Source organism: Rossellomorea aquimaris (assembly GCF_003315075.1).
GTDB classification, from domain to species: Bacteria; Bacillota; Bacilli; order Bacillales; family Bacillaceae_B; genus Rossellomorea; species Rossellomorea aquimaris_C.
Genome location: NZ_QNRJ01000008.1, coordinates 1 through 22,834 on the forward strand (window position 1 = coordinate 1; position 22,834 = coordinate 22,834).

24 protein-coding genes are annotated in these 22,834 nt (G+C 42.6%); 19 read left to right on the top strand and 5 right to left on the bottom strand.

Features of this window, described 5'->3' with window-relative positions; genetic code table 11:
• The first annotated feature begins 117 nt into the window (after positions 1-117).
• The 3 genes from DET59_RS11865 to DET59_RS21660 all read left to right on the top strand — a co-directional run bounded on the left by DET59_RS11865 (position 118) and on the right by DET59_RS21660 (position 2,858).
• On the top strand, positions 118-2,316 hold the full coding sequence (locus tag DET59_RS11865; RefSeq protein ID WP_113969879.1) for a YhgE/Pip domain-containing protein: 2,199 nt from the start codon (positions 118-120) through the stop codon (positions 2,314-2,316).
• A gap of 116 nt (positions 2,317-2,432) precedes the next feature.
• Entirely contained in the window at positions 2,433-2,717 is a 285-nt protein-coding gene (locus DET59_RS11870; protein WP_113969880.1) for a hypothetical protein, read from the top strand.
• Positions 2,718-2,858 (top strand): hypothetical protein, encoded by a 141-nt coding sequence (locus DET59_RS21660; protein WP_181778133.1) that lies wholly within the window; start codon positions 2,718-2,720, stop codon positions 2,856-2,858. It begins immediately after the preceding gene.
• 63 nt (positions 2,859-2,921) lie between these two features.
• On the opposite strand, the gene yhfH is transcribed toward DET59_RS21660, so the two are convergent.
• On the bottom strand, positions 2,922-3,056 hold the full coding sequence (gene yhfH / locus DET59_RS11875) for a protein YhfH (protein WP_079533738.1): 135 nt from the start codon (positions 3,054-3,056) through the stop codon (positions 2,922-2,924).
• Positions 3,057-3,251: 195 nt separating this feature from the next.
• On the opposite strand from yhfH, the gene DET59_RS11880 reads away from it, so the two are divergent.
• The 11 genes from DET59_RS11880 (at position 3,252) to DET59_RS11935 (ending at position 16,677) form a co-directional block, all read left to right on the top strand.
• Positions 3,252-3,986 carry an MBL fold metallo-hydrolase gene (locus tag DET59_RS11880; protein ID WP_113969881.1) on the top strand — a complete coding sequence of 245 codons (735 nt, stop codon included), beginning with the start codon at positions 3,252-3,254 and terminating at the stop codon, positions 3,984-3,986.
• Positions 3,987-3,997: 11 nt separating this feature from the next.
• Positions 3,998-4,984: a lipoate--protein ligase gene (locus DET59_RS11885; RefSeq protein WP_113969882.1), complete on the top strand. Its 987-nt coding sequence runs from the start codon at positions 3,998-4,000 to the stop codon at positions 4,982-4,984.
• Between the two features lie 152 nt (positions 4,985-5,136).
• A complete protein-coding gene (locus DET59_RS11890) occupies positions 5,137-6,201 on the top strand; it encodes a M14 family zinc carboxypeptidase (protein ID WP_113969883.1) in 1,065 nt (354 codons plus the stop codon).
• Positions 6,152-7,708 (top strand): fatty acid--CoA ligase family protein, encoded by a 1,557-nt coding sequence (locus DET59_RS11895; RefSeq protein WP_113969884.1) that lies wholly within the window; start codon positions 6,152-6,154, stop codon positions 7,706-7,708. Before DET59_RS11890 ends, DET59_RS11895 begins: the two co-directional genes overlap by 50 nt.
• A 253-nt stretch (positions 7,709-7,961) precedes the next feature.
• A complete protein-coding gene (locus tag DET59_RS11905; RefSeq protein ID WP_113969885.1) occupies positions 7,962-8,738 on the top strand; it encodes an enoyl-CoA hydratase-related protein in 777 nt (258 codons plus the stop codon).
• A 795-nt stretch (positions 8,739-9,533) separates the two neighbouring features.
• Complete coding sequence (locus DET59_RS11910; RefSeq protein WP_113969886.1) at positions 9,534-10,307, top strand: aminoglycoside 6-adenylyltransferase; 774 nt, start codon at positions 9,534-9,536, stop codon at positions 10,305-10,307.
• A 166-nt stretch (positions 10,308-10,473) separates the two neighbouring features.
• A complete protein-coding gene (gene dcuS / locus DET59_RS11915; RefSeq protein WP_113969887.1) occupies positions 10,474-12,075 on the top strand; it encodes a DcuS/MalK family sensor histidine kinase in 1,602 nt (533 codons plus the stop codon).
• Positions 12,068-12,775 carry a response regulator gene (locus DET59_RS11920; RefSeq protein WP_113969888.1) on the top strand — a complete coding sequence of 236 codons (708 nt, stop codon included), beginning with the start codon at positions 12,068-12,070 and terminating at the stop codon, positions 12,773-12,775. The genes dcuS and DET59_RS11920 overlap by 8 nt, the downstream gene beginning before the upstream one ends.
• Before the next feature lie 203 nt (positions 12,776-12,978).
• A complete protein-coding gene (locus DET59_RS11925; RefSeq protein ID WP_113970017.1) occupies positions 12,979-14,301 on the top strand; it encodes a 2-hydroxycarboxylate transporter family protein in 1,323 nt (440 codons plus the stop codon).
• 70 nt (positions 14,302-14,371) lie between these two features.
• On the top strand, positions 14,372-15,277 hold the full coding sequence (locus DET59_RS11930; RefSeq protein ID WP_113969889.1) for an AEC family transporter: 906 nt from the start codon (positions 14,372-14,374) through the stop codon (positions 15,275-15,277).
• A gap of 149 nt (positions 15,278-15,426) precedes the next feature.
• Positions 15,427-16,677 (top strand): YeeE/YedE family protein, encoded by a 1,251-nt coding sequence (locus DET59_RS11935; protein WP_113969890.1) that lies wholly within the window; start codon positions 15,427-15,429, stop codon positions 16,675-16,677.
• Between the two features lie 55 nt (positions 16,678-16,732).
• Here DET59_RS11935 and DET59_RS11940 read toward each other — a convergent pair whose 3' ends face one another.
• Positions 16,733-17,290, bottom strand: a complete 558-nt coding sequence (locus tag DET59_RS11940) for a helix-turn-helix domain-containing protein (RefSeq protein ID WP_113969891.1) — start codon at positions 17,288-17,290, stop codon at positions 16,733-16,735.
• 102 nt (positions 17,291-17,392) lie between these two features.
• Here DET59_RS11940 and DET59_RS11945 point away from each other — a divergent pair, with 102 nt between their 5' ends.
• From DET59_RS11945 to DET59_RS11960, 4 genes are all read left to right on the top strand, one after another.
• A complete protein-coding gene (locus DET59_RS11945; RefSeq protein ID WP_113969892.1) occupies positions 17,393-18,115 on the top strand; it encodes an AzlC family ABC transporter permease in 723 nt (240 codons plus the stop codon).
• On the top strand, positions 18,108-18,419 hold the full coding sequence (locus DET59_RS11950; protein WP_113969893.1) for an AzlD domain-containing protein: 312 nt from the start codon (positions 18,108-18,110) through the stop codon (positions 18,417-18,419). The genes DET59_RS11945 and DET59_RS11950 overlap by 8 nt, the downstream gene beginning before the upstream one ends.
• Before the next feature lie 131 nt (positions 18,420-18,550).
• Positions 18,551-19,822, top strand: a complete 1,272-nt coding sequence (locus DET59_RS11955; protein ID WP_181778134.1) for a M48 family metallopeptidase — start codon at positions 18,551-18,553, stop codon at positions 19,820-19,822.
• Positions 19,823-20,040: 218 nt separating this feature from the next.
• Positions 20,041-20,361 (top strand): hypothetical protein, encoded by a 321-nt coding sequence (locus DET59_RS11960; protein WP_113969895.1) that lies wholly within the window; start codon positions 20,041-20,043, stop codon positions 20,359-20,361.
• Positions 20,362-20,433: 72 nt separating this feature from the next.
• Here the strand turns inward: DET59_RS11960 and DET59_RS11965 are convergent, their stop codons facing one another.
• Positions 20,434-21,099 (bottom strand): DUF421 domain-containing protein, encoded by a 666-nt coding sequence (locus tag DET59_RS11965; protein WP_113969896.1) that lies wholly within the window; start codon positions 21,097-21,099, stop codon positions 20,434-20,436.
• A 136-nt stretch (positions 21,100-21,235) separates the two neighbouring features.
• Positions 21,236-21,472 (bottom strand): IDEAL domain-containing protein, encoded by a 237-nt coding sequence (locus DET59_RS11970; protein WP_113969897.1) that lies wholly within the window; start codon positions 21,470-21,472, stop codon positions 21,236-21,238.
• A 197-nt stretch (positions 21,473-21,669) separates the two neighbouring features.
• Between DET59_RS11970 and DET59_RS11975 the strand changes: the two genes are divergently transcribed.
• Positions 21,670-22,239, top strand: a complete 570-nt coding sequence (locus DET59_RS11975; RefSeq protein WP_113969898.1) for a competence protein ComK — start codon at positions 21,670-21,672, stop codon at positions 22,237-22,239.
• A 6-nt stretch (positions 22,240-22,245) separates the two neighbouring features.
• Here the strand turns inward: DET59_RS11975 and DET59_RS11980 are convergent, their stop codons facing one another.
• Complete coding sequence (locus DET59_RS11980; RefSeq protein ID WP_113969899.1) at positions 22,246-22,635, bottom strand: YhjD family protein; 390 nt, start codon at positions 22,633-22,635, stop codon at positions 22,246-22,248.
• Between the last annotated feature and the right edge of the window lie 199 nt (positions 22,636-22,834).

Below are 22,834 nucleotides of genomic sequence, written 5' to 3' on the forward strand. Positions count from 1 at the left end.
TCTCCAGATTTCAGGGGGTGGCAATTTTTTTGCTCAAAAAGCCCTCTATTATAGGAATTTATAACCTATTTCTTATAAAAGTTTTGACAATACGAGAAAAATAATAGGAGGAAAAACATGAAGAATTCATTTATTGGTTCAGAATTTAAAGCGATTTTCAAAAATAAAAAACTTCTCATCCCGATTCTAGCCGTCCTTTTCATCCCTGTTTTATACAGTGGTATGTTCTTATGGGCATTTTGGGATCCATATGAACAGCTGTCAGACTTACCTGTGGCGGTTGTAAACAGCGACCAGGGAGCAGAGTTTGACGGGAAGGAATTGCATATTGGAGATGAACTTGTTGATAAACTGAAGAATAGTGATCAATTCGATTTTCAATTTATCGATAAAGAAGAAGGATACAAAAATTTAGAGAAGCAGGATTATTACATGCTTGTTGAGATTCCGGAGGATTTCTCTGAAAACGGAACAACGTTACTAGAAGATAACCCTAAAAAGCTTTCTCTGAAATATGTGCCGAATGAGAGCTTTAACTTCCTATCTGCTCAAATCGGGGATACGGCCATGAAAGAGATCAAAGCAAGTCTCTCTAAATCCGTTTCCGAAACGTATGCTGAAACGATGTTTGATAAGATAGAAGAAATGGGAGATGGTTTCCAGACTGCCAGCGACAAAGCGGGCGAAATCAACAATGGGGCCATTGATCTATCTCAAGGGGCCAACAAGCTCAAGGACAATTTAGCTGTCCTTGCTGAAAAAAATGTAGAGATGACGGACGGTGTGGCGAAAACCCGTGCAGGTGCTGAGAAACTTGCAAAAGGTTCTCAGGAATTATCGGACGGAGTCGGGGTCATGACGGATAAATCCCAACAACTATACAAAGGAACACAGGATGTCCAGTCAGGGATTGATGCCCTTGCAGCTGGAATCGATAAAAGCAAGGCCGGATTGGAGCAGGTGGACGCCGGGCTTGATAGTGCCGTGGACAATACGGCTAAATTGCAGGCAGGTTCACAGACACTTGCAGAAAAAATCGGTGCCTTGAAAGGTGGAGCGGATAGCGCTCAAGCAGGTGCTCAAGCGATTGGTGCCGGAGCTTCAAAGCTTGAAGAGGAATTGGCTCCATTCATGGGAAGCCTGCCGGAAGAAAAGAAGGCTGAACTTCAGGCAGCGATCGACCAAATCAAGCAAGGTGCATCCGGACTTCAGACAGGTACCGGGGCTTTAAGTAATGGTGCCGTTGAACTTCAAAAAGGAGCGAACTCGCTTGCGGGTGGAATCGGTGCATTAAATGATGGCCAGAAGAAACTCCAGGGCGGCGTCGATCAGCTCGTAGCCGGTTCAGCACAGCTTGAAGAAGGTTCCAATCAACTTGTGGCAGGTCAAAACAAAGTGGTGGAAAACTACGGTTTATTAAATCAGAAACTTGGAGACGTATACCAGGGAACGGTAGGTCTTGCTTCAGGAGCGAATGAACTGAGCTCTGGCCTTAACCGGGTATATGATGGATCCAATCAGCTGGCAGACGGATCCAGGAAACTTGCCGATGGTTCAACTGAGCTCGCAAACGGTTCAACGAAACTATCTGATGGAACAACGGAATACGAATCGAAATTAAAAGACGCAGCAAAAGAAGCCAACAGTGTCAAAGCGGATGACGATACGTATGACATGATGGCGGGTCCCGTCGATGTGAAAAATGAGAAAATCAATCATGTTCCAAACTACGGAACTGGATTTGCCCCATACTTCTTATCTCTTGGACTATTCGTAGGGGCGTTATTAATCTCCATTGTGTATCCACTGAGAGAACCATCCGATCGCCCATCAAGCGGAATGAATTGGTTCCTTGGTAAATTCGCTGTCCTTACTTCAGTGGGGATCATCCAATCACTGATTGCAGCAGCCATTTTACTCTTTGGATTGGGGCTTGAAGTGGAAAGTGTACCATTATTCTTACTTTCAACTATTATTACGAGTCTTACATTCCTGGCATTGATTCAAATGCTAGTTACAATCCTTGGTGATCCGGGACGATTTGTAGCGATCATCATCTTGATTCTACAATTAACGACGAGTGCAGGTACGTTCCCACTCGAATTAATCCCGACTGTGCTGCAGCCAATCAGTGCATTGTTACCAATGACATATTCGGTGTCAGCATTCAAAGCGGTCATCTCAAGCGGGGACTTTGCCTTCATGTGGCAGAACCTTTTCATCCTGCTGGGATACTTCATTGTGTTCGTTGCATTGACCTTAGTGTTCTTTGTAGGGCTATTCAAGAAACAATATACGAAATCAGTAGAAGCATAAGGGAAAAAACGGTAGATGCCACACATCTACCGTTTTTTCTTCATGAAATGGACAAACCCTTGGTAAGCATCAAGGTGTATACTAATTGGAGAGAGGTACATAATGAAGAGGATGGCATGTATATAGTGCAGGTCCATGTAACAGCCCGTGATATGCACACCATGCCGAAAGCTGAAATTGCGATTGGTGAAGTGGAGGCAGGGGAACATGGAGAGAAAAGCGAAGACGGTCACCATGACCATCACGAAAGTACAGTATCCATCCACCTTAATAAGTCTGATACGATTAAGATGAATGACGAAGCAGAAATGAACGTTCATGTGAAAAATGAAGAAAAAGCATTAGAAGAAGCAGAAGTGCGTTTGGAAATTTACAAAGAGGGTCAGGAAAAACACGAATGAGTGGATTTAACAGAGGCTGAAGCCGGTATGTATAACGGTTCGTATGCTTTCCCGGAAACGGGTACCTATCATGTACAGGTTCACGTGACCAAAGGAGAAGAAATTCACGAACACACTATGCAAAAAGTAGAAGTACAATAAACATAAAAAGGATGCCCTTCACTATGAAGAGCATCCTTTTTATTACCCCTTGTTCCTTAATATTTAATACTCGTAATCAGTCGTACATTTCTCGCAATAAATGCCGTAGCATTCATGCTGCTCTTCAATTGTATCTCCACACTGTGCACAAGACTTAGGCGGCAAATTTCGAAAGAACTCCACAATATTTTTTACCATGTTAATCACCCTCCGTAAATTTGTTTTCACCCATCAATTGTTTGTGTTATATAACTGATGTGTTAATTTATTTTATTGTATTATAACAGTATGCGTTTCGTCAACGATTAATTCAAAAATAGGCGAAAAAAATGAAAAAATAGGCACAATGAAGTATAGTAGGGATACATACTAAAGTGAAGGGCGGGTTCAAAAATGAAGCTTACCGTTATTGGCCAATGGGGCGGCTATCCGAAGGCAGGAGAAGCGAGTACCGGGTATTTACTCCAGCATGATGGCTTTAAACTGCTTATAGACTGTGGCAGTGGTGTACTATCCCATCTGCAACATCACGTAGAGGCTACAGAGCTGGATGCGGTCCTTCTGTCCCACTACCATCCCGATCATGTAGCAGATTTAGGTGTACTACAACACGCTTTGTTGATTCAATACTTCCTGGGGAAAAATAAAGGTACATTACCTGTATATGCCCATAGGGAAGACCCACGGGGTTACGATACGATTACATATAAAGATTTAATGGAAGCCCATGAATATAAGGAGGATACATCATTATCGATTGGTCCTTTCACAGTGACATTTGTGAAGGCCAAGCATCCCGTGCCGTGTTACGGAATGAGAATCGAAGCAGACGGAAAATCGCTGTTCTATACAGCAGACTCGGCTTTCAAAGAGTCATTTGTTCCATTTGGGAAAGACGCAGATGTACTGCTCTGTGAATGTAATTTCTATGGAGAGATGGATGCCTCGAACGCTGGTCACATGACGAGTCTCGACGCCGGGAATCTTGCTCAGAAAACGAATGCCGGAAAGCTCATACTGACACATTTACCTCATTTCGGCGAACTGGGGCAATTGGTTACGGAAGCGAAAACCATTTATAGCGGCGAGGTATTGTTAGCGAAAAAAGATATGGAAGTAGATATTTAGGAGGAAGAATGATGTTATTTATCGATAATAAAGGGATCACGGATCCAAGGATCAATCTTGCTATTGAAGAATATGCACTTAAGAACTTAGATATTAATGAGAGTTATTTATTATTTTATATAAATGAACCTTCCATTATTATCGGGAAGAACCAGAATACGATCGAAGAGATTAATACAGACTACGTGGAGAAGCAAGGTCTTCATGTCGTTCGCCGACTTTCCGGTGGGGGAGCAGTCTATCACGATTTAGGAAACCTGAACTTCAGCTTTATCACGAAAGATGACGGAGAGAGCTTCCACAACTTCAAAAAATTCACTGAGCCTGTTGTAACAGCCCTTCATAAGCTGGGGGTGAAGGCAGAGCTTAGCGGACGTAACGATATTATCGCAGAAGGCAGAAAGATCTCCGGTAACGCACAGTTCTCCACTAAGGGCCGGATGTTCAGCCACGGAACGCTCTTGTTCGATTCCGAAATGGAAAACGTCGTGTCAGCTCTACGGGTGAAAAAGGACAAGATTGAATCAAAAGGGATCAAATCGATTCGAAGCCGTGTGGCCAACATTTCTGAATTCCTGTCAGAAAAAATGACCATCGAACAATTCCGTTCAACCCTTCTGGATTATATTTTTGACGGAAGCGACGTAGAAGAATATGTCCTGACGGAAGAAGACTGGAAGAACATCCATGAGCTTTCAAAAGAACGCTATCAAAACTGGGATTGGAACTACGGTAAATCACCGAAATTCAACCTTCAGCATTCTCACCGTTTCCCGGTCGGATCGATTGACGTCCGTTTGGATGTGAACAAAGGGAAAATCGAAAACTGTAAAATATATGGCGATTTCTTCGGAGTCGGGAATGTAGAAGACATTGAGGGAAAACTGACAGGCACACGCTATGAACGAAAAGACATCGCAGGAGTTTTAGAGGGCGTTGACATTCAACACTATTTCGGGAATGTGACGAAGGATGAATTTGTGGATTTGGTGTATTGATATAAAAAAGAGGTGTTTCCTAATTTAGGAAGCCTCTTTTTTTAGTTTCAACTAGTTAAATCCTCCCAATCATAATATAGGACTAAATATTTATGTACCATTATGAATGTTTATTCTATCATTATGCTATTACATAATTTGGAGGTACATAAATGAAGCAAAAAATCATTGCAGGAATTGCCAGTTTTACTCTACTATCCACCACGCCATTCAACGTTCTAGCAGAATCTCCTCAAACGACGATTCAAAGTACTCAACTTGATGAGAAAGAAAAAAGCTTATTCAATAGCGAGCACTATGATTTTGTGAAGTACTCTGAGATCGAAGGGAAGCTTGATGCAATCGCACAGGAAAGCAATCGTGTGACCGTCGAGAAGAGTGATACAAAATCAGCGGCCGGTCATGATATGTATGTAGTGACCGTTTCGGATGCGAAAGCGAAAGGGAAGTATGGTTACTATAAAGGTCTGCGTAAGAAAATGATCAAGTCGCCTGATAAAGCACAGGACTTTATTGATAAGCACCCTGATTTAAAGGTTCCGGTGATGATCAATGCATCCATTCACGGAACAGGATTTGTTGGAACAGACGCAGCTCTTCAATTAATCGAGCGCTTTGCCACGGAAAATGACCAACAAACGAAAGGGATTCTTGAAGATCATATCCTGATCTTCAATGTGGTGGCAAACCCGGATGGGCGTATTGATCCCACGCGTTTCAACGGGAATGGAATTGACCTCAACCGTGATTTCATCACTCAATCCCAGCCTGAAACTGAGCATATGGTAGATCTGATTACGGAATGGAACCCGATGGTGTTTCTTGATCTGCATGGATATGTGAGAGGGTATGGCGGCCCGACAAATCCAGGTTTGATTGAGCCTTGTACACCTCCTCATAATCCAAACTATGAATATGATTTGTATTCCAAATGGGCATTGAATCAGGCAGAAGCGATGGAATCCAATATCGTTTCGAATAAAGAAAACTATGAAAATACTCATACGGAATCGGTAAGAAAATGGAAGAGCCGTCCAAATTGGGCGGCTTTTTTTCATCAACATACTTGTATTAATACTATTCTTTATATAGAATATATTTTGAATACTTTTAATAGTTTGATGAATGACCATTCATTCAGTTTATCTGAAAAGGGGAGGGATACAATTGAATATCGCTACACGGTTAGACCAAATCGCTCAAGAGAAAGCAGATAAAACAGCCTATCATTTCTTAAATACTTCCAGTACATACGGGGAATTAAATGCAGCTGTATCGAAATTTGCAAGTGGCTTAGAGCAATCGGGTCTGAAAAAAGGGGATCACATCGCGCTTGTATTAGGAAATTCACCACATTTCGTCATTGGATTATATGGGGCATTACGTATGGGGTTAAAGGTGATACCAATCAATCCGATCTACACACCGGATGAAATTGGTTACATTCTGAAAAATGGTGACGTGAAAGCCATTGTCACTCTTGATTTGCTATTCCCATTAATCGAAAAAATGCAGCATCTATTATCCGATGTCGAGCAATTTATCCTGTGTGAATCAGGGGATGAACGGGCAAAGGACATTGATTTAGAGAAAATAGCGCTTGCATACCCTAAAATGAAATCGTTTACAAGCATTATCGGAAAGGGCGATCCTGCGTTTAAGGGGGAGGAAGTGGATGAAAATGAAGTAGCCATCATCCTTTACACCTCGGGAACGACGGGGAAACCGAAAGGCGCCATGCTGACACACAAAAATATTTATTCCAATGCAACCGATGTCGGCAGCTATTTACGAATGAATGAAGATGACACCGTCATTACAGCTCTGCCTATGTTTCACGTCTTCTGTTTGACGGTGGTCCTGAATGCGCCATTGATGACAGGGGCGACCCTATTAATCGTTCCGCGCTTTAGTCCGAAAGCCATTTTTGAACTGTCTAAGTCCTATCAGCCAACCGTATTTGCCGGAGTACCAACCATGTACAACTTCCTGTTCCAGTATCCTGAAGGAAATCCAGAAGATTTATCATCTCTCCGTCTCTGTATTTCAGGTGGCGCTTCCCTGCCGGTGGCCTTACTAAAAAACTTTGAAAAGAAATTCAACGTCATGATTTCTGAAGGCTACGGTTTATCCGAAGCGTCTCCTGTGACATGCTTCAACCCGCTGGATCGACCAAGAAAGCCGGGATCCATCGGAACATCGATCATGAACCTGGAGAATAAAGTCGTCGATGAATTGGGAGAAGATGTACCAGTCGGACAAGTCGGCGAACTGATCGTCAAAGGCCCGAATGTCATGAAGGGATATTACAAAATGGAAGAAGAAACAGCGGCAACGATCCGTGATGGCTGGTTATACACCGGAGATCTTGCCCGCATGGATGAAGAAGGGTACTTCTATATTGTGGACCGTAAAAAAGAACTGATCATCGTGGGAGGTTACAACGTCTATCCGCGCGAGGTCGAAGAAGTGCTGTACAATCATCCTGGAATCGTGGAAGCAGCGGTCATCGGTGTCCCACACCCCGAACTGGGTGAAGCCGTCAGCAGCTATGTTGTGAAAAGCGAGCCATCCTTAACAGAGCAGGAAGTGCTGGATTACTGTAAAGAGCATCTAGCGAAGTACAAACTTCCAACTTCCATCGAATTCATTGATGAGCTTCCAAAAAATACAACTGGGAAAATTCTAAGAAGAGCGCTGAAAGAACAAGTGCTTCAATCATAAATAAAAGAAGATGTTCAGTGGATCACTGAGCATCTTTTTACGTTATTTCATCAATTTACTAGCCTGTAAGAGCTTTGATTCAGATTGAAAGGATAATACAAGATAAACACAGCTCCTTCATGGGTAGATGTCACGTTTAGTCTATGCATCCAAACGGGATATGTTCAGCCTGATTTAAAAAATGAAAGGGTTTTCTCGGTTTGTGTCGAATCATACATAGGGAGGAAACACTTAAACAAAGGGGAGAACAAAAATGGAATCAATCTTACTAGAACAAAAAGGCAACGTCGCCACCGTCACAATCAACCGAACGGAGGCCATGAACGCCTTTAATTACGATACACTGAACGAACTCCAGCAAGTTGTCGAAGCACTCCGCATCAACCCTGACGTCAGAGTCGTCATATTTACAGGAAGTGGAGAAAAAGCCTTTTCGGTTGGAGCCGATCTCAAAGAACGCAAAACCCTGACCGAACAACAGGTCATCCGCAATGTCTACAAAATCGGCGAAGTCTTCCAATCCGTCTCTACCCTCCCACAACCGACCATCGCCGCCATGAACGGCTACGCATTCGGCGGAGGAATGGAGCTGGCATTGGCATGCGATTTCAGAATCGCAGTAGCAGGCACCACAATGGGGCTGACCGAAACAAGCCTGGCCATCATCCCAGGGGCAGGGGGAACCCAGCGCCTTCCACGATTAGTAGGGGAATCCAAAGCACTGGAGCTTATTCTGACGGCTAAGCGATTAACGTCAGAAGAAGCATTGGACATCGGACTCGTTACAAGAGTAGTAGAAAAAGAGAATTTCCTGGGTGAAGTCCATGCATTCGTGGAACCTATGCTGTCTAATGGCCCGATTGCCCTGCAGCAAGCTAAGTTCGCCGTGAAGAATGGTATGAACGTAGACCTGCAGACCGGATTACAGATTGAAAGAAAAGCATATGAGATTACAATTCCTACGGAAGACCGTGTAGAAGCATTGTTGGCGTTTAGCCAGAAGCGGAAGCCGGAGTTTAAGGGGAAGTAATATAGGTAAGAAAAGAGAACTCTTTTATGGTAACGGGTTCCGTTTCCTGTCGCAAAATCCGGAAATGGAATCGAAAATGCAGCCTAATTTGTACTACTTTTTGTATCTGTTATTGCGATTAAAAATAAAATGGCTCAGTTCACTATATTGAGCCGTTTAACCTCTATTTTTGGTAAAAAAGCGGCCTCTCACGAACCCAGAAGATGAGGAATCAGCATGCTGTGATAAATAAGCGGAGAAATTTCCCTTAATTAGAAAAAAGAATAAAAAATACCTTGAATAGACGGAAAGATTCCGACTATTGACTCGTAAAACATGTAAATGGGTAATTTAAATTTGCTTAACCGGAAAAATTCCGCCTATATACCCCGTACCGAGCTCTATTCTGCAAACTAACCGGAAAAACTCCGCTTATTTTAATTATCACTGGTTACTCAATTAAGGATATGACTTCACATTAACATATATAGGGAACTTGAATGTGTTGTGTAACATTTTTGGCATGACAAATTGTATAACAAATTGAGGGGTGAAATGGTAGGGGTACAACAGACATTGTATCCCACCATTTGAGATGCAATTTCCTATACAAATTTCCATATAACATCCCCTATAAATGGCTTTAAACCAATGAAAAGTGCGTATTCATTTAATAGGCAAATGGATACGCATTTTAACTTACATTTTTTAATGTTTGCGATAGTTTACGGAACCCGTTACTTTTATGGGGTTCTCTTTTCCAAGTAATTTATTTCACTCAATCCGGTCATTCAACCATCATATCGAGGTGATCAAATGTATACCCATAACGAAAGAGAGTCGGCCTTTAGTAGTACAATCGAAAAACTTAAGTCTTCAGATTTAATAGAAGGAATCGTTCAGTTGGGATCAGGAGTGATAGGATACAAGGATGAGCTTTCAGACATAGACCTGATGCTGTCCACTCCAACAATGGAGGATGTAGAAAAAGCAAGAGGATTTATCCGTCAATGCTTTTCTTCACTCCACTTCATTTATATCAAGGAAATACAACTAAGAGAAAATATATATCTTTTCATTGCCTTTATGGAGAATGGATTGGAATTCAATGTTTCCATCCTCCCCACAGAGAAATTAAATGTAAAATCTCCTTTGTGGAAAGTAGTCGTTGATAAGTCAGGTGAAGTTTCTGGAAAAATGGAGATTGAACACGAACGCTTTACTACTAACCTTAATAAAAATGATGTTGGGGACGATATTCCATTTGAATTTTTTTATAGCATGAGAAAATTACATACAGAATTAAAGCGTAATAACGTCATCTATGCGCTCAAGATGCTTGAAATCATGAGAGACGATACTTTACATATCCAAGCCATGAATGAAAATAAAAAGCTTCACCAATTTAAGGCATATGAAACATTGAGTCCTCAGTTCATTACAAGGTTCCTTGAAACGTATCCAAGTGAATTCACTAGTGAAGCGGTATTAATGGCATCTGATAGATTGAGGGCACTTTTTATTGAAACAATTAAACAAAATAATGTTCTATCATTGGATGAAGAAATGCTTCAGATTCTGAGGTATTGAAGGCGAAGCAGAAGTTATTAAGCAACTGGAAAACGATAAACGAAGGATGATCTTCATTTAGACCAGGAGGTTCCAACTCGGAGCCTCTTTTTCACATGCCCCTTTTTAAACACCAAAATTCATGTAAAATAAAGAATCATACTAAAAAAACACTGGAGTGACTCCTGTGAAGAAGAAACAGCTTAAACTAAGTACCATCATCATTCTCTTCGTGTGCATCGTTGTCCTGGTATCACTTGTGATAACCGATTTGCTTATTTCCAGGACGATTAATGATAACATTGAGTCTAATATTGAAGAAAAGGCGAAAATCGTTTCCCGGACGGTCGCTCATTCCACGATTGTGAAGAGCGGTTTAGAAGGGGAAGGGAATGCAGGTCGAATACAGGAATACACCCAAGATATCCAGAAATCAGCAGAGGTACTGTTTGTAGTGGTCATGGATATGGAAGGGATACGAAAATCTCACCCTGATCCCGACCGTATCGGAAAGCATTTTGTCGGTGGGGATGAGAAAGGTGTACTTCAAGGGAAGGAAACATTGTCTATTTCAGAGGGGACTTTGGGCCAATCCGTCAGGGCGTTTTCTCCTGTCTTTAACGAGGGAAATCAACAGATAGGGGCTGTTGCAGTAGGGATTTCCCTGGGTAGCGTGGAGCAAGCATTGGACATGAGTCACCGGAATATTTTGGTGGGATCCATGATCGGGATTATTGTTGGTGTCATAGGGGCCGTTACTATAGCCAGATACATAAAGAAAATTTTATTCGGGTTGGAGCCGATTACGATAGCGAAAATCTTGGAAGAGCGGAATACGATGCTTCAGTCTGTACATGAGGGGGTTGTGGCTGTCAATAAAGATACAACCATCTCATTAGTGAATAAGTCTGCCCTGAAAATATTTAATAAAGCGGGACTAAGCTCGGATCCGATTGGAATGCCCATCAAAGAATACATGCCACACACCCGGTTGGAAAGAGTCATCGCTACGGGGAAACCTGAGCTTGACGAGGAGCAGACCATCAATGGGGTATCGATCCTGGTAAACCGTGTTCCGTTAATCGTCAATGATGAAGTAGTCGGGGCAATCTCCACATTCCGTGATAAAACGGAAGTGAATCAATTAGCAGAGCAGTTAACGGGTGTCAAATCGTATGCGGAAGCGCTCCGTGCCCAGTCGCATGAATTTATGAATAAGATGCATGTGATTCTGGGATTGGTGAAGATGAAGGATTACAATCATTTAAATCGTTATGTGAAAGAGCTTGTTTCCTTACGGGTCGATGAAGTGAGCACGGTGACGTCGAAAGTGAAGGATCCTGCTTTGGCTGGTTTTATCATGGGGAAACTGAGCTATGCAAGGGAAAAGAACGTTGCATTGACCATTGAATGTCACGACTTTATCCCCGAACCCAAAAATCCTTCTGTTACACATGAACTGATTACCGTGATTGGAAACCTATTGGATAATAGTGTTGAAGCAACGGCAAATAGTAATGAAAAGGAAGTGCTGCTGGAGCTATTCTATCAGGACGAGCAATTTGAAATGGTCGTGACGGATACAGGAAAAGGAATGGCGGATGAAATAGCAGAGGATATCTTCGTCAAAGGATACTCTTCTAAAGGGGAAGAAAGAGGATACGGTCTCTTCTTAGTGAAAGAAAGTCTCCGTAAACTGAATGGAACCCTGCATGTTGAATCAAAGGTAGGATCGGGCACGACGATGGTTGTTCAAGCTTCATATAAGGAGGGGAAGAAGGGTGATTAATGTATTGATCGTGGAAGATGATCCGATGGTGGCCCGGTTTAATCAAAAGTATCTGGAAGAGATCAAAGGGTTTCATTTAATAGGAATCTCTAATTCGATTAAAGATGCCTCGGCGAAAGTAAGTGAGTATAAGATTGATCTGGTTTTATTGGATGTTTATATGCCTGGGAAACAAACCGGGATGGATTTGTTAGAGCAAATACGGAAGGAACAGCGGGAGACAGATGTCATCCTCATCACAGCCGCATCAGAAGTCGATAATATCCAGAGCGCCCTTCGCATGGGTGTAGTGGACTACTTGATCAAGCCTTTTGAATTTGAACGGTTTAAAAAAGCATTATCGACTTATCGGGAGAGTAACCGTATGTTTCAAAAGCAATCTACCATCGATCAGAGTGAACTGGATTTACTTTTACTTAGGGATGTGCAAGCCGCGGAGAAGGTCCCCCTTCCTAAAGGATTGACGAGCAGTACATTATTATCTATCTACGACAAGATTGTGAGTTTCCAAGGAGAGTCGTTTTCTACAGGTGATATAGCAGACGTGACGTCCATTTCACGGGTATCGATCAGAAAGTACCTCAGGTTTCTGAAAGATATCGGTGTGGTGGATGAGACCCTGATCTATGGTGTCGGAAGGCCGGTCTATCAATATACAAGGAACAAACTGAATAGCTCACGCATTCAAAACTATTTGTAAGCAGCCTATCCGGCTGCTTTTTTTAATTTCAAAAGTCAAACAATAGTTTCATAATCTATGAAACGATAAAGCGTTTTCATATGATGGACATATAGTGTAAGCGGTTACGCGAAAGCGATTGAAGGGGTGTAAGGTTGCTGGAAAGACCAGCACTGGAAACAGTTTCGGATTATTATTTTCAAAACGACAAAGGGGATGAGAAGATGGGACAAGCAGCATCAACACTTTCATATAAGAAGGAGAAAACAAATGAGAATGTGACGCTTACGAAAGATCGATCGCTTCAGATTTTCAATATGCCGATCCTTTGGTTCCTGGTCTTTACGGGAATCACGCTTGCAAGCTTGTATACGGGGAACCTTCCAGGGGGCATGATTGGAAGCCTTCTCGTCATGATGATCCTTGGGGAATTATTTGGGTGGATAGGAGATCGTACGCCAATCGTGAAAACGTTCCTTGGCGGGGGAGCGATCATTGCGATCTTTGGATCTGCTTTTATGGTTTACGCTGGTTTACTTCCGGAAGCCACCGTCACGTCCATGACCGACTTCATGAAATCTGGAGGATTTTTGAACTTCTATATTGCTGCCTTAATCACGGGAAGTATCTTAGGAATGAATTCAAAAGTTTTAGTTAAAGTGGGACTTCGCTATTTCCTTCCGATTTTCGGAGCGGTAGCCGGAGCCGTGATTGTTGCAGGAATCTTTGGATCTCTTGTCGGATTTACCCTTCAAGAAGCGATCCTCGTCATTACGATGCCAATCATGGGTGGTGGAATGGGAGCGGGAGCTGTCCCCATGAGTCAAATCTATTCTGAGATGATGGGGAATGATCCGAGCTATTATATTTCAATGCTCGTGCCGGCACTGGCATTAGGGAATGTATTTGCCATCATTTTAGCATCGGTTCTTGATATAATCGGAAAAAAAGTACCTTCCCTAAGTGGAAACGGTCAGCTTATGAAAGGTTTTACCTATGAAAAAACAAAGCAGAAGTATAACATTGAAAAGATGGGAGTAGGCTTACTCGCTGCCCTGACATTCTTCACGGTTGGAACATTGCTGGGATCCGTTCTTCCCCTTCATCCATATGCCATCATGATCATACTTGTGGCCGCAGCGAAGATTTCAAACATGATCCCTCAAAATGTTGTAGAGGGAGCCAGTCAGTGGTATCAATTTGTAGCAAGCAACTGGACGTTCGCTTTATTATTTGGGATCGGTGTCGCTTACACCGATTTAGATACCGTTCTTGCAGCGTTAACGCTGCAATATATCTTGACCGTATTCGGAGTGGTATTAGGGGCGATCATCGGAGCGGCGATCCTTGGGAAAGTCGTTGGCTTTTACCCGATTGAAGCTGCGATCACCGCTGGGCTATGCATGGCGAATATGGGAGGAACAGGGGATGTTGCCGTATTGTCAGCATCGAAACGAATGGAGCTTATGCCATTCGCTCAAATCTCTTCCCGATTAGGAGGTGCATTGATCCTGCTGTTAGCCGGATTAATTATCCCGCTGTTGTAAATATGGTACACTTAGGCTTGACTCTAGCAGTCAAGCCTATCTTTCATTTTAATAGATTGTGGTGACGTAAATGGACGTAATATTGATTGTACTGCCTGCATTACTGGTCTTTGCCGTTGGATATATCGGTCAAAAGAAACTTGGTTTCGAGATCAATTCGATTTCGAAGATGGCCATTTACTTAATGTATCCGTTTCTTGCATTCAAGACCTTTTACGAGAATGAACTGAATATGGATTATCTTTATATCTTTCTGTTTTGTATCGCGCTTTGTGTGATTTTGATTGTATCTATTAAAATAGTGGCTAAGTTTAGAAACTATTCAAAACCGAAAGTGTCGGCCATGATTCTATCCGGGGTATTCATGAACAGCGGCAACTATGGAGTACCGATCATCCTATTCGCTTTCGGCGAACTCGGGTTTCGCTATGCGGTCATTATGATGGTGATACAGTCATTTCTTATGAATACAATCGGCCTCTATTATGCTGTCAGTGGCGGTGATAAAAAGAGGGAAACGAGGGAAATCTGGATGAAGATCGTCAAGATGCCGATTCTGCATGGTGCTTTTCTTGGATTGGGCTTTCAATTGTTTCATCTTGATGTGCCGGTGTTTATGAGTCAGACCATTGATCTGATTTCCCAGGCAACGATTCCTACTATTATGGTGGTGTTAGGGATGCAATTAGCGACATTGGGAGGGAAGAAGGTGGAAAGAGGCGCCCTTTCCTTTATTGTGATCATGAGAATGGTAGCTTCACCCATCATAGCTCTGGTCGTTGTTTCGTTTCTTCCTATTTCTACCATGTTGGGATCGATTCTCATTATTTTGGCAAGCATGCCAACTGCTGCGAATACTACGATGTTTTCATTGCAGTTCAACACAGAGCCTGATTTAGTGTCGACAAGTACACTTGTCACTACACTTATGAGCATTGTGACGATCCCGATTATGTTGGCTCTTGTATCCTTATAGAAACGAAGCTGCTTGAGATTTCTCAAGTAGCTTTTTTTATTTAATAGATGAAAGGACGCGGAAGTCTCTCTTTTTGACAACTGTCGTCGAATCTATTACTATTGTAAAATAAATTCCAACCAATTCAATCAGATTAAGGAGGATTATTCATGGCTGGCTATGTGCAACCAATAAATGAACAAAAGGGTCCAGAGAAAGCGAGTACCGAATTGAACCCGCCACAGACATCTTTAGTGGCTGGCGGTTTAATCGTTACAGTGATTCTTAGTCTATATTTACTCTTTACACAAGAAATTGCCCAAACCGTGTTACTGGTGCTGGGGCTGTTGTTAGGATATACATTATTTCATGCACGATTCGGATTCACTTCTGCTTTCCGCAGAGTGATGTCTGTAGGGAACGGGCAGGCACTGCGGGCACATATGGTGATGCTTGCCGTTGCCGTAACGCTGTTTGCTCCGATCCTTGCGACAGGGTACACATTCTTTGGGGGTGAAGCGGCAGGTTATGTATCGCCCGTTGGGGTAAGTTTACTGGTAGGTGCCTTCCTGTTTGGGATTGGCATGCAGCTTGGAGGAGGCTGTGCTTCAGGTACACTATACGCAATCGGCGGCGGTCGCTCCGTTATGTTCATCACATTGCTATTCTTTATTGTCGGTGCCACAGTCGGAGCCTATCATCTTCCATTTTGGACAGAGGAAATGCCGTCCTTTAAACCTATTTCATTAGCAACCTCTACCGGATTAGGTTATTTTGGGGCATGGCTCGTTTCGATTTTATTCTTTGGCTTCATTGCGTGGATTACACTGCGGGTGGAGAAGAAGAAAAACCCGCCCCGCATGGCGACACTCCCAACGACTAAAGGCTGGAAACGGATTCTACGTGGATCTTGGCCACTTATCGCAGCTGCGATCGTGCTGGCTGTGTTAAATGCCCTCACTCTCATGACACGGGGAAATCCTTGGGGAATCACTTCTGCCTTTGCTCTATGGGGATCAAAGGTTGCCGGAATGTTCGGGGTCGACGTGGCAAGCTGGGGCTACTGGACAGGAGCCAATGCTGAAGCTCTTCAAGCATCGATCTTTGCTGATTCCACAACCGTATTAAACTTCGGTGTCATCCTTGGAGCATTTCTTGCATCTGCTGCAGGTGGCCTGTTCCGGTTTAATAAAATCACTGGTAAAAATGCCATGGCGTCTGTCATTGGTGGGCTGCTGATGGGATACGGTGCCCGTTTGGCCTTCGGATGTAACATTGGTGCTTACTTCGGAGGGATCGCTTCCTTCAGCCTTCACGGTTATATTTGGGGGTTCCTTGCCCTTGGAGGTACGTTCCTGGCACTTTATCTTCGTCCGATGTTCGGATTGTCGGTGCCGAAACCGAAGGATACATTTTGTTAACTGGATAGTTTGAAAAATCCTGCATGTCGTTACACATGCAGGATTTTCTTTGGGATTATTCACCGCCATAATAAATAACCATCTGGCACACAGCTGTTTCTACTGAATGATTTACATACTCATGCCCGGAGTCTGCGGCAAAACGAATGGAACTTCCTTCTGTCAGCAGATAGGTTTCTTCCCCGATATTAAGGGCAATCTTCCCTGACAGCACCGTGATGTATTCCTCTACCCCCTTCGTATGCCCTTCATTTCGATATAAGCAGCCCGGTTTCATTTCAACCCGGTAGCTTTCCCATTTTTTCAGGGGATCGAAAGGGAAGATGGGATAAACGATGTAGTTTCCGTTATCTTCAAGAACAGGCTGAACGTCTTGATAATGAATGATGGATATTTGATTGCTTGGCTTTTCAATCAGTGAAGAGAAGGATACCTTCAAGCCATTGGCGATCTTCCATAGAATTGCGACCGTCGGATTCGAATCACCACGTTCAATCTGACCGATCATCGCCTTGCTTACACCGGTGCGCTCTGCCATCTGCTCAAGGCTGAAGCCGCGCTCCCTGCGGATCTTCCGTATATTATCACCAATTTGAATCGGGAAATTTTCCATGCCAAAACTCCTCTTGTATACTATAGTGTCTATATGTATAATATAATAAATTATCAAAAAATTAAAATAGTAAATTACTTCTATTATAAAGGATGTGAGAGGATGGAGGCACTGCTTTCCACGAAAAAAGTGAGTGATTTTCGTCTGGGCCTGCAGGGAGGGCTCAGCATAGCCATCGGATACATGCCTGTTGCGTTAACCTTTGGGTTGTTGGCACGGACAACCGGCCTTACGGTCACGGAAACGGTACTGATGAGCATGCTCGTGTTTGCAGGGGCTGCTCAATACATATCGCTGAGTCTGATCGCGGTTGGTACCGGGATCATTGAAATTATTCTTACCACGTTCATCGTAAACATCCGTCACTTCCTGATGTCGGCTTCTTTAAGTGAAAAGCTCGAGGAAGACCGACTATATAAAAAGTTGTTTTATGCGTTTGGGATTACGGATGAAACCTTCACGGTCATCAGCGTCAAAGATGGCAAAGTAAGAACAGGTTTTGCCGTCGGGGTGATGCTCATTTCATACGGAAGCTGGGTCGTGAACTCTGGTGTCGGCTACTTCATCGGGGAAATCCTTCCCGAATTTCTACAAGCGAGCATGACGATCGCTCTTTATGCCATGTTTGTGGGACTCCTCGTTCCTTCCATGAAAAAAAGTGTAAAGGTCACGTTTTTAGCCGTAGTGGCCGGTATGTTGAATAGCATCCTGCTTTTCACGACGAACCTTTCAAACGGCTGGTCGATTGTACTTGCTACCCTCGTTTCAGCCGTGATTGTGGAATTGGTGGTCATGATGAAGGGAGGAGAGAGAGCGAATGAATAGCGCGATTGTTTTGATGATCATCGGTATGGCGATTGTCACGTATATTCCCAGAATGCTTCCTTTCCTCGTATTTAAAGGGAAAGAACTGCCTCCATTCCTTCAAGGGGTATTAAAGAATGTTCCTTTTGCCGTATTGGGCGCTTTGATATTTCCTAGCATCTTGTTGATTCAAGAGGGGAATCTAATGTTTGGAGCCGTCGGGACGGCAGCCGCATTTGTCATTGCCTTCCTGGGTGCCAACGTCATCCTTGTGGTGGTCGGGGCGATTTCAGTTCTATCTTTGTATTCGGTGTTCTTGATGTAAGCCGCGATTCGGGTCGTGGCTTTTTTTAAATTGGAGGGGGATTTCGCGATTTCTGCCGTAATGTGTTTAGGTTCTAAATCTTTGGACAGGGTATTACATATAGTAAAGAAGACGAGAAGGGAGGAAGTATGTTGGTTAGAAAATGGGCGTTCAGGTCGATATTGGCTTATTTGCTATTAGGCTTGTTTCTATATGTGTATTTATTCTTCTTGGCGGATTCTACTTTGCCTGACATGTACAAAGGAAGCAGTGCAGATCCGGCCACCTTTATGAAGGATAAAGAAATTATGCTGAGTGAGGATTTCTCGAAAATCAAGAACCTCCTGTTTTTCTTATCCACTCCTTATGAATGGTTGTTTTATTTCCTGATCCTGATTCTCGGGGTCTCGCGTGTGTTTGAGAAGTGGGCGAGGGGAACGGTGAAAAATGGTTTCCTGCAAACGGCCATTTATTTGTTCTGGTTATCGATTGCTTCGTTCCTGGCGATTTTTCCACTGCAGTATATTTCGTATACTATTTCGAAGAGCTACAATATTTCAACCCAGACGTTCTCCATGTGGATGAAGGATGAGATCACGGATTTCTGGGTGAATTACCTCCTCATGTTCATCATTGTATCGGTGTTATATGGATTGATGAAACGATTCAAGCAGCGCTGGTGGCTAGCGGCCTGGGCATTGTCGGTACCCTTTACGATTTTCATGATGTTCGTGCAACCGGTATTGATCGACCCGCTATATAACGATTTCTATCCACTGAAGGATAAAGCATTAGAGGAACAAATCCTGACTCTTGCCGACAAGGCAAACATTCCAACGGACCACGTATTCGAAGTCGACATGTCGGAGAAGACTAATTCACTCAATGCGTATGTAACCGGAGTCGGATCCAATTCCCGGATCGTTCTTTGGGATACCACCCTTGAAAAATTAACGGACAAGGAAATCCTGTTTGTGATGGCCCATGAAATGGCTCACTATGTGGAGAAGCACATCTATATCGGCATTGCCATCTACTTGATCCTATCCTTCTTTGGGTTATTCCTGACGGCTAAGCTGATGAGAGGCATCGTCGCCAATCATAAGGAAGACATGAAAGTATCGAGCGTATCGAACTTAAGCTCCTTACCCCTGTTCTTGATGATTACGTCCATGCTCCTGTTCACTATCAGTCCCCTTAGCAACTGGATCTCACGCTACCAGGAAACGAGGGCTGACCGATATGCAATAGAAATGACGGACGATAAAGAAGCCGCCATCTCATCTTTCCAGAAGTTATCGAAGGTGGGATTATCTCAGGTCAATCCGCCTTTACTAGTGAAGATCTTCCGTTATGGTCATCCGACCATGCTTGAACGATTGACGATGCTTGAGGAGTATGAAAAGGAGAAAGATACAGAGTAAAGGGATAAAACGGACCAGATAGGTATAGTTACCCCTTTTACAGATTGAGAGAGAGTGAAAGACAGGAAGGACGACTTGTGAATGGAAGCGAGTCGTTTTTTTGTCTGTTTATCATTTTTGTTTCTTAAACCTTAAATTTTAGTGTTCAATCCTTGCGTTTATGGAAAAATAAGGAATTAAATAGGAGGAATTTTCTGTTTATAGAAACAGGCAGGAGGATGGGGAAGATCAAAAATCATAAAGTTTGGATATTGTTTATTCGTTTTATGTTTACCGTTTTAGCGTTAATCGGTTTGCCTTTTTTGAGTTATCTTGAAACTGGGCGCCCGATGATGGAGTGGTCTTTGATTATCGGGATATTAGTTACCTTGATCATCATCTATGTAAATGGAGATGGCTATTTTTACAAAAAGGGGGAGCATTTGATCAAAGAAAAAAAGAAAAAGTTTTATCATTCGATCTCTTTCTGGACAGCTTTCGTTTATACAGCCGTGGCATTATACTTTACGATTAAAATTTATGGGAATTTACTACATTAGATTTTCCTAGAATTGATTACAACATGCGATTAATAAACCGCCACACTGAAAAAAGCCCGTTCTCTTAAGAGACTAGGCTTTTTCTCTTTTATTAATAATCAGGTTCTTGGCTTTCTCTGTCATATAAGCGAAAATCACATCCTTGTGATGAAGTCCGGAGTTGCTTAGTTGAGTTTCCAGCCATTCTTTCGATTTCCCAAGGAGCACCAGGTTCCGTGTTTGGATCTTCCCATCCACAATCACGGCAATCGGCAATCCCTCGTCATCGATTTTAAGGTTGAGATGCTGGACGGTAACAGGGGTGTTTTCCACCTTCGGAATGACGCTCACTTCACCGATCGGCTCGAGCATGGCGTAGTCCACATCTGAAATTTTGGGGTAACCTTGAGAGCGTAGAATGGAGGTTAATTGAATCAGCGAGATCTTGGATTTCTCCAGATTATCCTCTAATATCTCCCCATTTTTAATCAGTAAGGTGGGTTCTCCCAAGAAGAAGCGATTTCCCCATTGACTCAGGGTCAGGAATGAGAACAGTACATGAAGCCCCACTAAAATGACGAGAGCCGCGATGGTTGGCCAGAATTCCGTGGAGATCAGTGGTTCAGAGGCAATGGTCCCAACGATAATAATCGCTACAAGATCATATGGAGTCATTTGTACAATAGTGGATTTTCCCATTAGTCGCATAGCGGCGATGGTGATTAAGTAGAGGACAAGTACTTTTATTAGCAGGATCATCATATTCGCTCCAAAATGTATAGGTTAGCTATAGGGTTTGCCATTTGAATGGAAGTCATGCATGAAATGAAGGGACCAATGGCCCGTCCATTAAAAAAGGAATAGCTGACTCATGTATAGAGTCAGCTATTATTTATCATCCGCAGCTTAGGTTCAGTTCGTTTAATTCTTTTGATAATTTCATGAACAGAGGTTTATTTTTCTTATCCAGGGCGGCGTCAATGTCTGTCAGGAGTTTTGTCTTTCGCGTCATCAGAATGCTTTCATGCAGCACCATGTCGATATAGATCTCCATCACACTTCTCTCAGCGGCTTTCTTACGGGTCATGGCAGAAGCTTTCATCATTTCGGTATAGGACTTTTTGTTTTCCATATACGGTCACCCCTGAATTCTTTTTATTAGTATATGGGGTAAGTAGTAAAAATTCAACCAAAAAATTAAATATTCTGATAATTTTTTATCCTTGACGGAGTAGCGTATAGTTAATTTCAGAATTTTTAAAAATATACGAGACAACCCTCGAAATTTATGGTATTATTTTGGTGGAAAATGTAAATGGAGGCGATGAAATGAGAGAAAAATCTCGAATTATAGAAGAATATGAAGTGAATCCCCATACGATGATCCTGCAGCCAATTGAATACGGTGCCAGGACATTTACCAAAATCATAGAGGTAGATGACATACTAATCTCCCCTTTTAAACCGTTCGATATTTTAAAGAAGAGCTGTGAATTCTTTGGTTCCTCCTATGAAGGAAGAAAAGAAGGCACCAAAAGACTTACGGGTATCATCTACAAAGCTCCCATCATGGTGAATCCTCAGATGTCCATTTATCTATTTCCAACCTCTTCTCCTGTCAAACAAGAATGCGCCTGGATTTCCCATTCACATGTTCGCGGGTATGAACGCTCGACAAATGGATCAACACGGGTCTTTCTTCAAAACAATGAGTCCTGCATGGTTCCCATTTCTTACAGTTCGTTTGAAAATCAAATGCTTCGTACTTCTGACTTGCGTATCGCCTACACACAGCGTGTCGCAGAAATGGAAAGTAAATATAATACGAAGGTTCAAACCGAAATGAGTAATATCAAAACGTTTTACCTTAATCGAAATATCAAAAAAAACGATGCGTGAGAGGAATCACGCTTCTTTTGTTGTATCTGTTTTCGATTCCAGGAATCGGCGATACAAATAATGTCTCATTAAATCCTCCACACGGTTTCGAAGGCGCGGGTTAAAGTAATTATGGTGCTCCTCATACCCCTTATACAGAAACATATACATCGTAAAGGCATCGTCTGATTGAATTCGCTCAACCTTCATCTTATTGGTCCTCATGTACTTTTTGACATGAGCGAGTTCTCCTTGGATGACCTTCATCGTCTCCTCAATCATTTCTAAATACGGTCGTTTTAATTTGAACGGGCTGCTGTCTATGATTTGCAGATCACGATTTAAAATCGTCAGCACCATCGGTAAATAGATGGCCTGTTCTAATATGTTCCTGTCGTTCTCCGGGATCCTTGTCATATGAAAAGACTCCTTTTCACTTTAGTGTAGAACAAATGTTCGTATTTTCATTTTACGTGGAATTCGATTTACTTTCAATAGCGAAAGTTGTAGAATTTGAATTTGTTTCTATTATGAAGGGCAGATCGGATTTTTATCCAAAAAAGGAAAAGTAATTCTGACGTCGAAATAACAAAGAGAATAGAAGAAAGGAAGGTAC

Bases quoted from the DNA above. Each gene is read 5' to 3' on its own strand.
- DET59_RS11865 (WP_113969879.1), top strand. From the start codon at position 118: ATGAAGAATTCATTTATTGGTTCAGAATTTAAAGCGATTTTCAAAAAT.
- DET59_RS11870 (WP_113969880.1), top strand. From the start codon at position 2,433: ATGTATATAGTGCAGGTCCATGTAACAGCCCGTGATATGCACACCATG.
- yhfH (WP_079533738.1), bottom strand. From the start codon at position 3,056: ATGGTAAAAAATATTGTGGAGTTCTTTCGAAATTTGCCGCCTAAGTCT.
- DET59_RS11880 (WP_113969881.1), top strand. From the start codon at position 3,252: ATGAAGCTTACCGTTATTGGCCAATGGGGCGGCTATCCGAAGGCAGGA.
- DET59_RS11885 (WP_113969882.1), top strand. From the start codon at position 3,998: ATGTTATTTATCGATAATAAAGGGATCACGGATCCAAGGATCAATCTT.
- DET59_RS11890 (WP_113969883.1), top strand. From the start codon at position 5,137: ATGAAGCAAAAAATCATTGCAGGAATTGCCAGTTTTACTCTACTATCC.
- DET59_RS11905 (WP_113969885.1), top strand. From the start codon at position 7,962: ATGGAATCAATCTTACTAGAACAAAAAGGCAACGTCGCCACCGTCACA.
- DET59_RS11910 (WP_113969886.1), top strand. From the start codon at position 9,534: ATGTATACCCATAACGAAAGAGAGTCGGCCTTTAGTAGTACAATCGAA.
- DET59_RS11925 (WP_113970017.1), top strand. From the start codon at position 12,979: ATGGGACAAGCAGCATCAACACTTTCATATAAGAAGGAGAAAACAAAT.
- DET59_RS11930 (WP_113969889.1), top strand. From the start codon at position 14,372: ATGGACGTAATATTGATTGTACTGCCTGCATTACTGGTCTTTGCCGTT.
- DET59_RS11935 (WP_113969890.1), top strand. From the start codon at position 15,427: ATGGCTGGCTATGTGCAACCAATAAATGAACAAAAGGGTCCAGAGAAA.
- DET59_RS11940 (WP_113969891.1), bottom strand. From the start codon at position 17,290: ATGGAAAATTTCCCGATTCAAATTGGTGATAATATACGGAAGATCCGC.
- DET59_RS11945 (WP_113969892.1), top strand. From the start codon at position 17,393: ATGGAGGCACTGCTTTCCACGAAAAAAGTGAGTGATTTTCGTCTGGGC.
- DET59_RS11950 (WP_113969893.1), top strand. From the start codon at position 18,108: ATGAATAGCGCGATTGTTTTGATGATCATCGGTATGGCGATTGTCACG.
- DET59_RS11960 (WP_113969895.1), top strand. From the start codon at position 20,041: ATGGGGAAGATCAAAAATCATAAAGTTTGGATATTGTTTATTCGTTTT.
- DET59_RS11965 (WP_113969896.1), bottom strand. From the start codon at position 21,099: ATGATCCTGCTAATAAAAGTACTTGTCCTCTACTTAATCACCATCGCC.
- DET59_RS11970 (WP_113969897.1), bottom strand. From the start codon at position 21,472: ATGGAAAACAAAAAGTCCTATACCGAAATGATGAAAGCTTCTGCCATG.
- DET59_RS11975 (WP_113969898.1), top strand. From the start codon at position 21,670: ATGAGAGAAAAATCTCGAATTATAGAAGAATATGAAGTGAATCCCCAT.
- DET59_RS11980 (WP_113969899.1), bottom strand. From the start codon at position 22,635: ATGACAAGGATCCCGGAGAACGACAGGAACATATTAGAACAGGCCATC.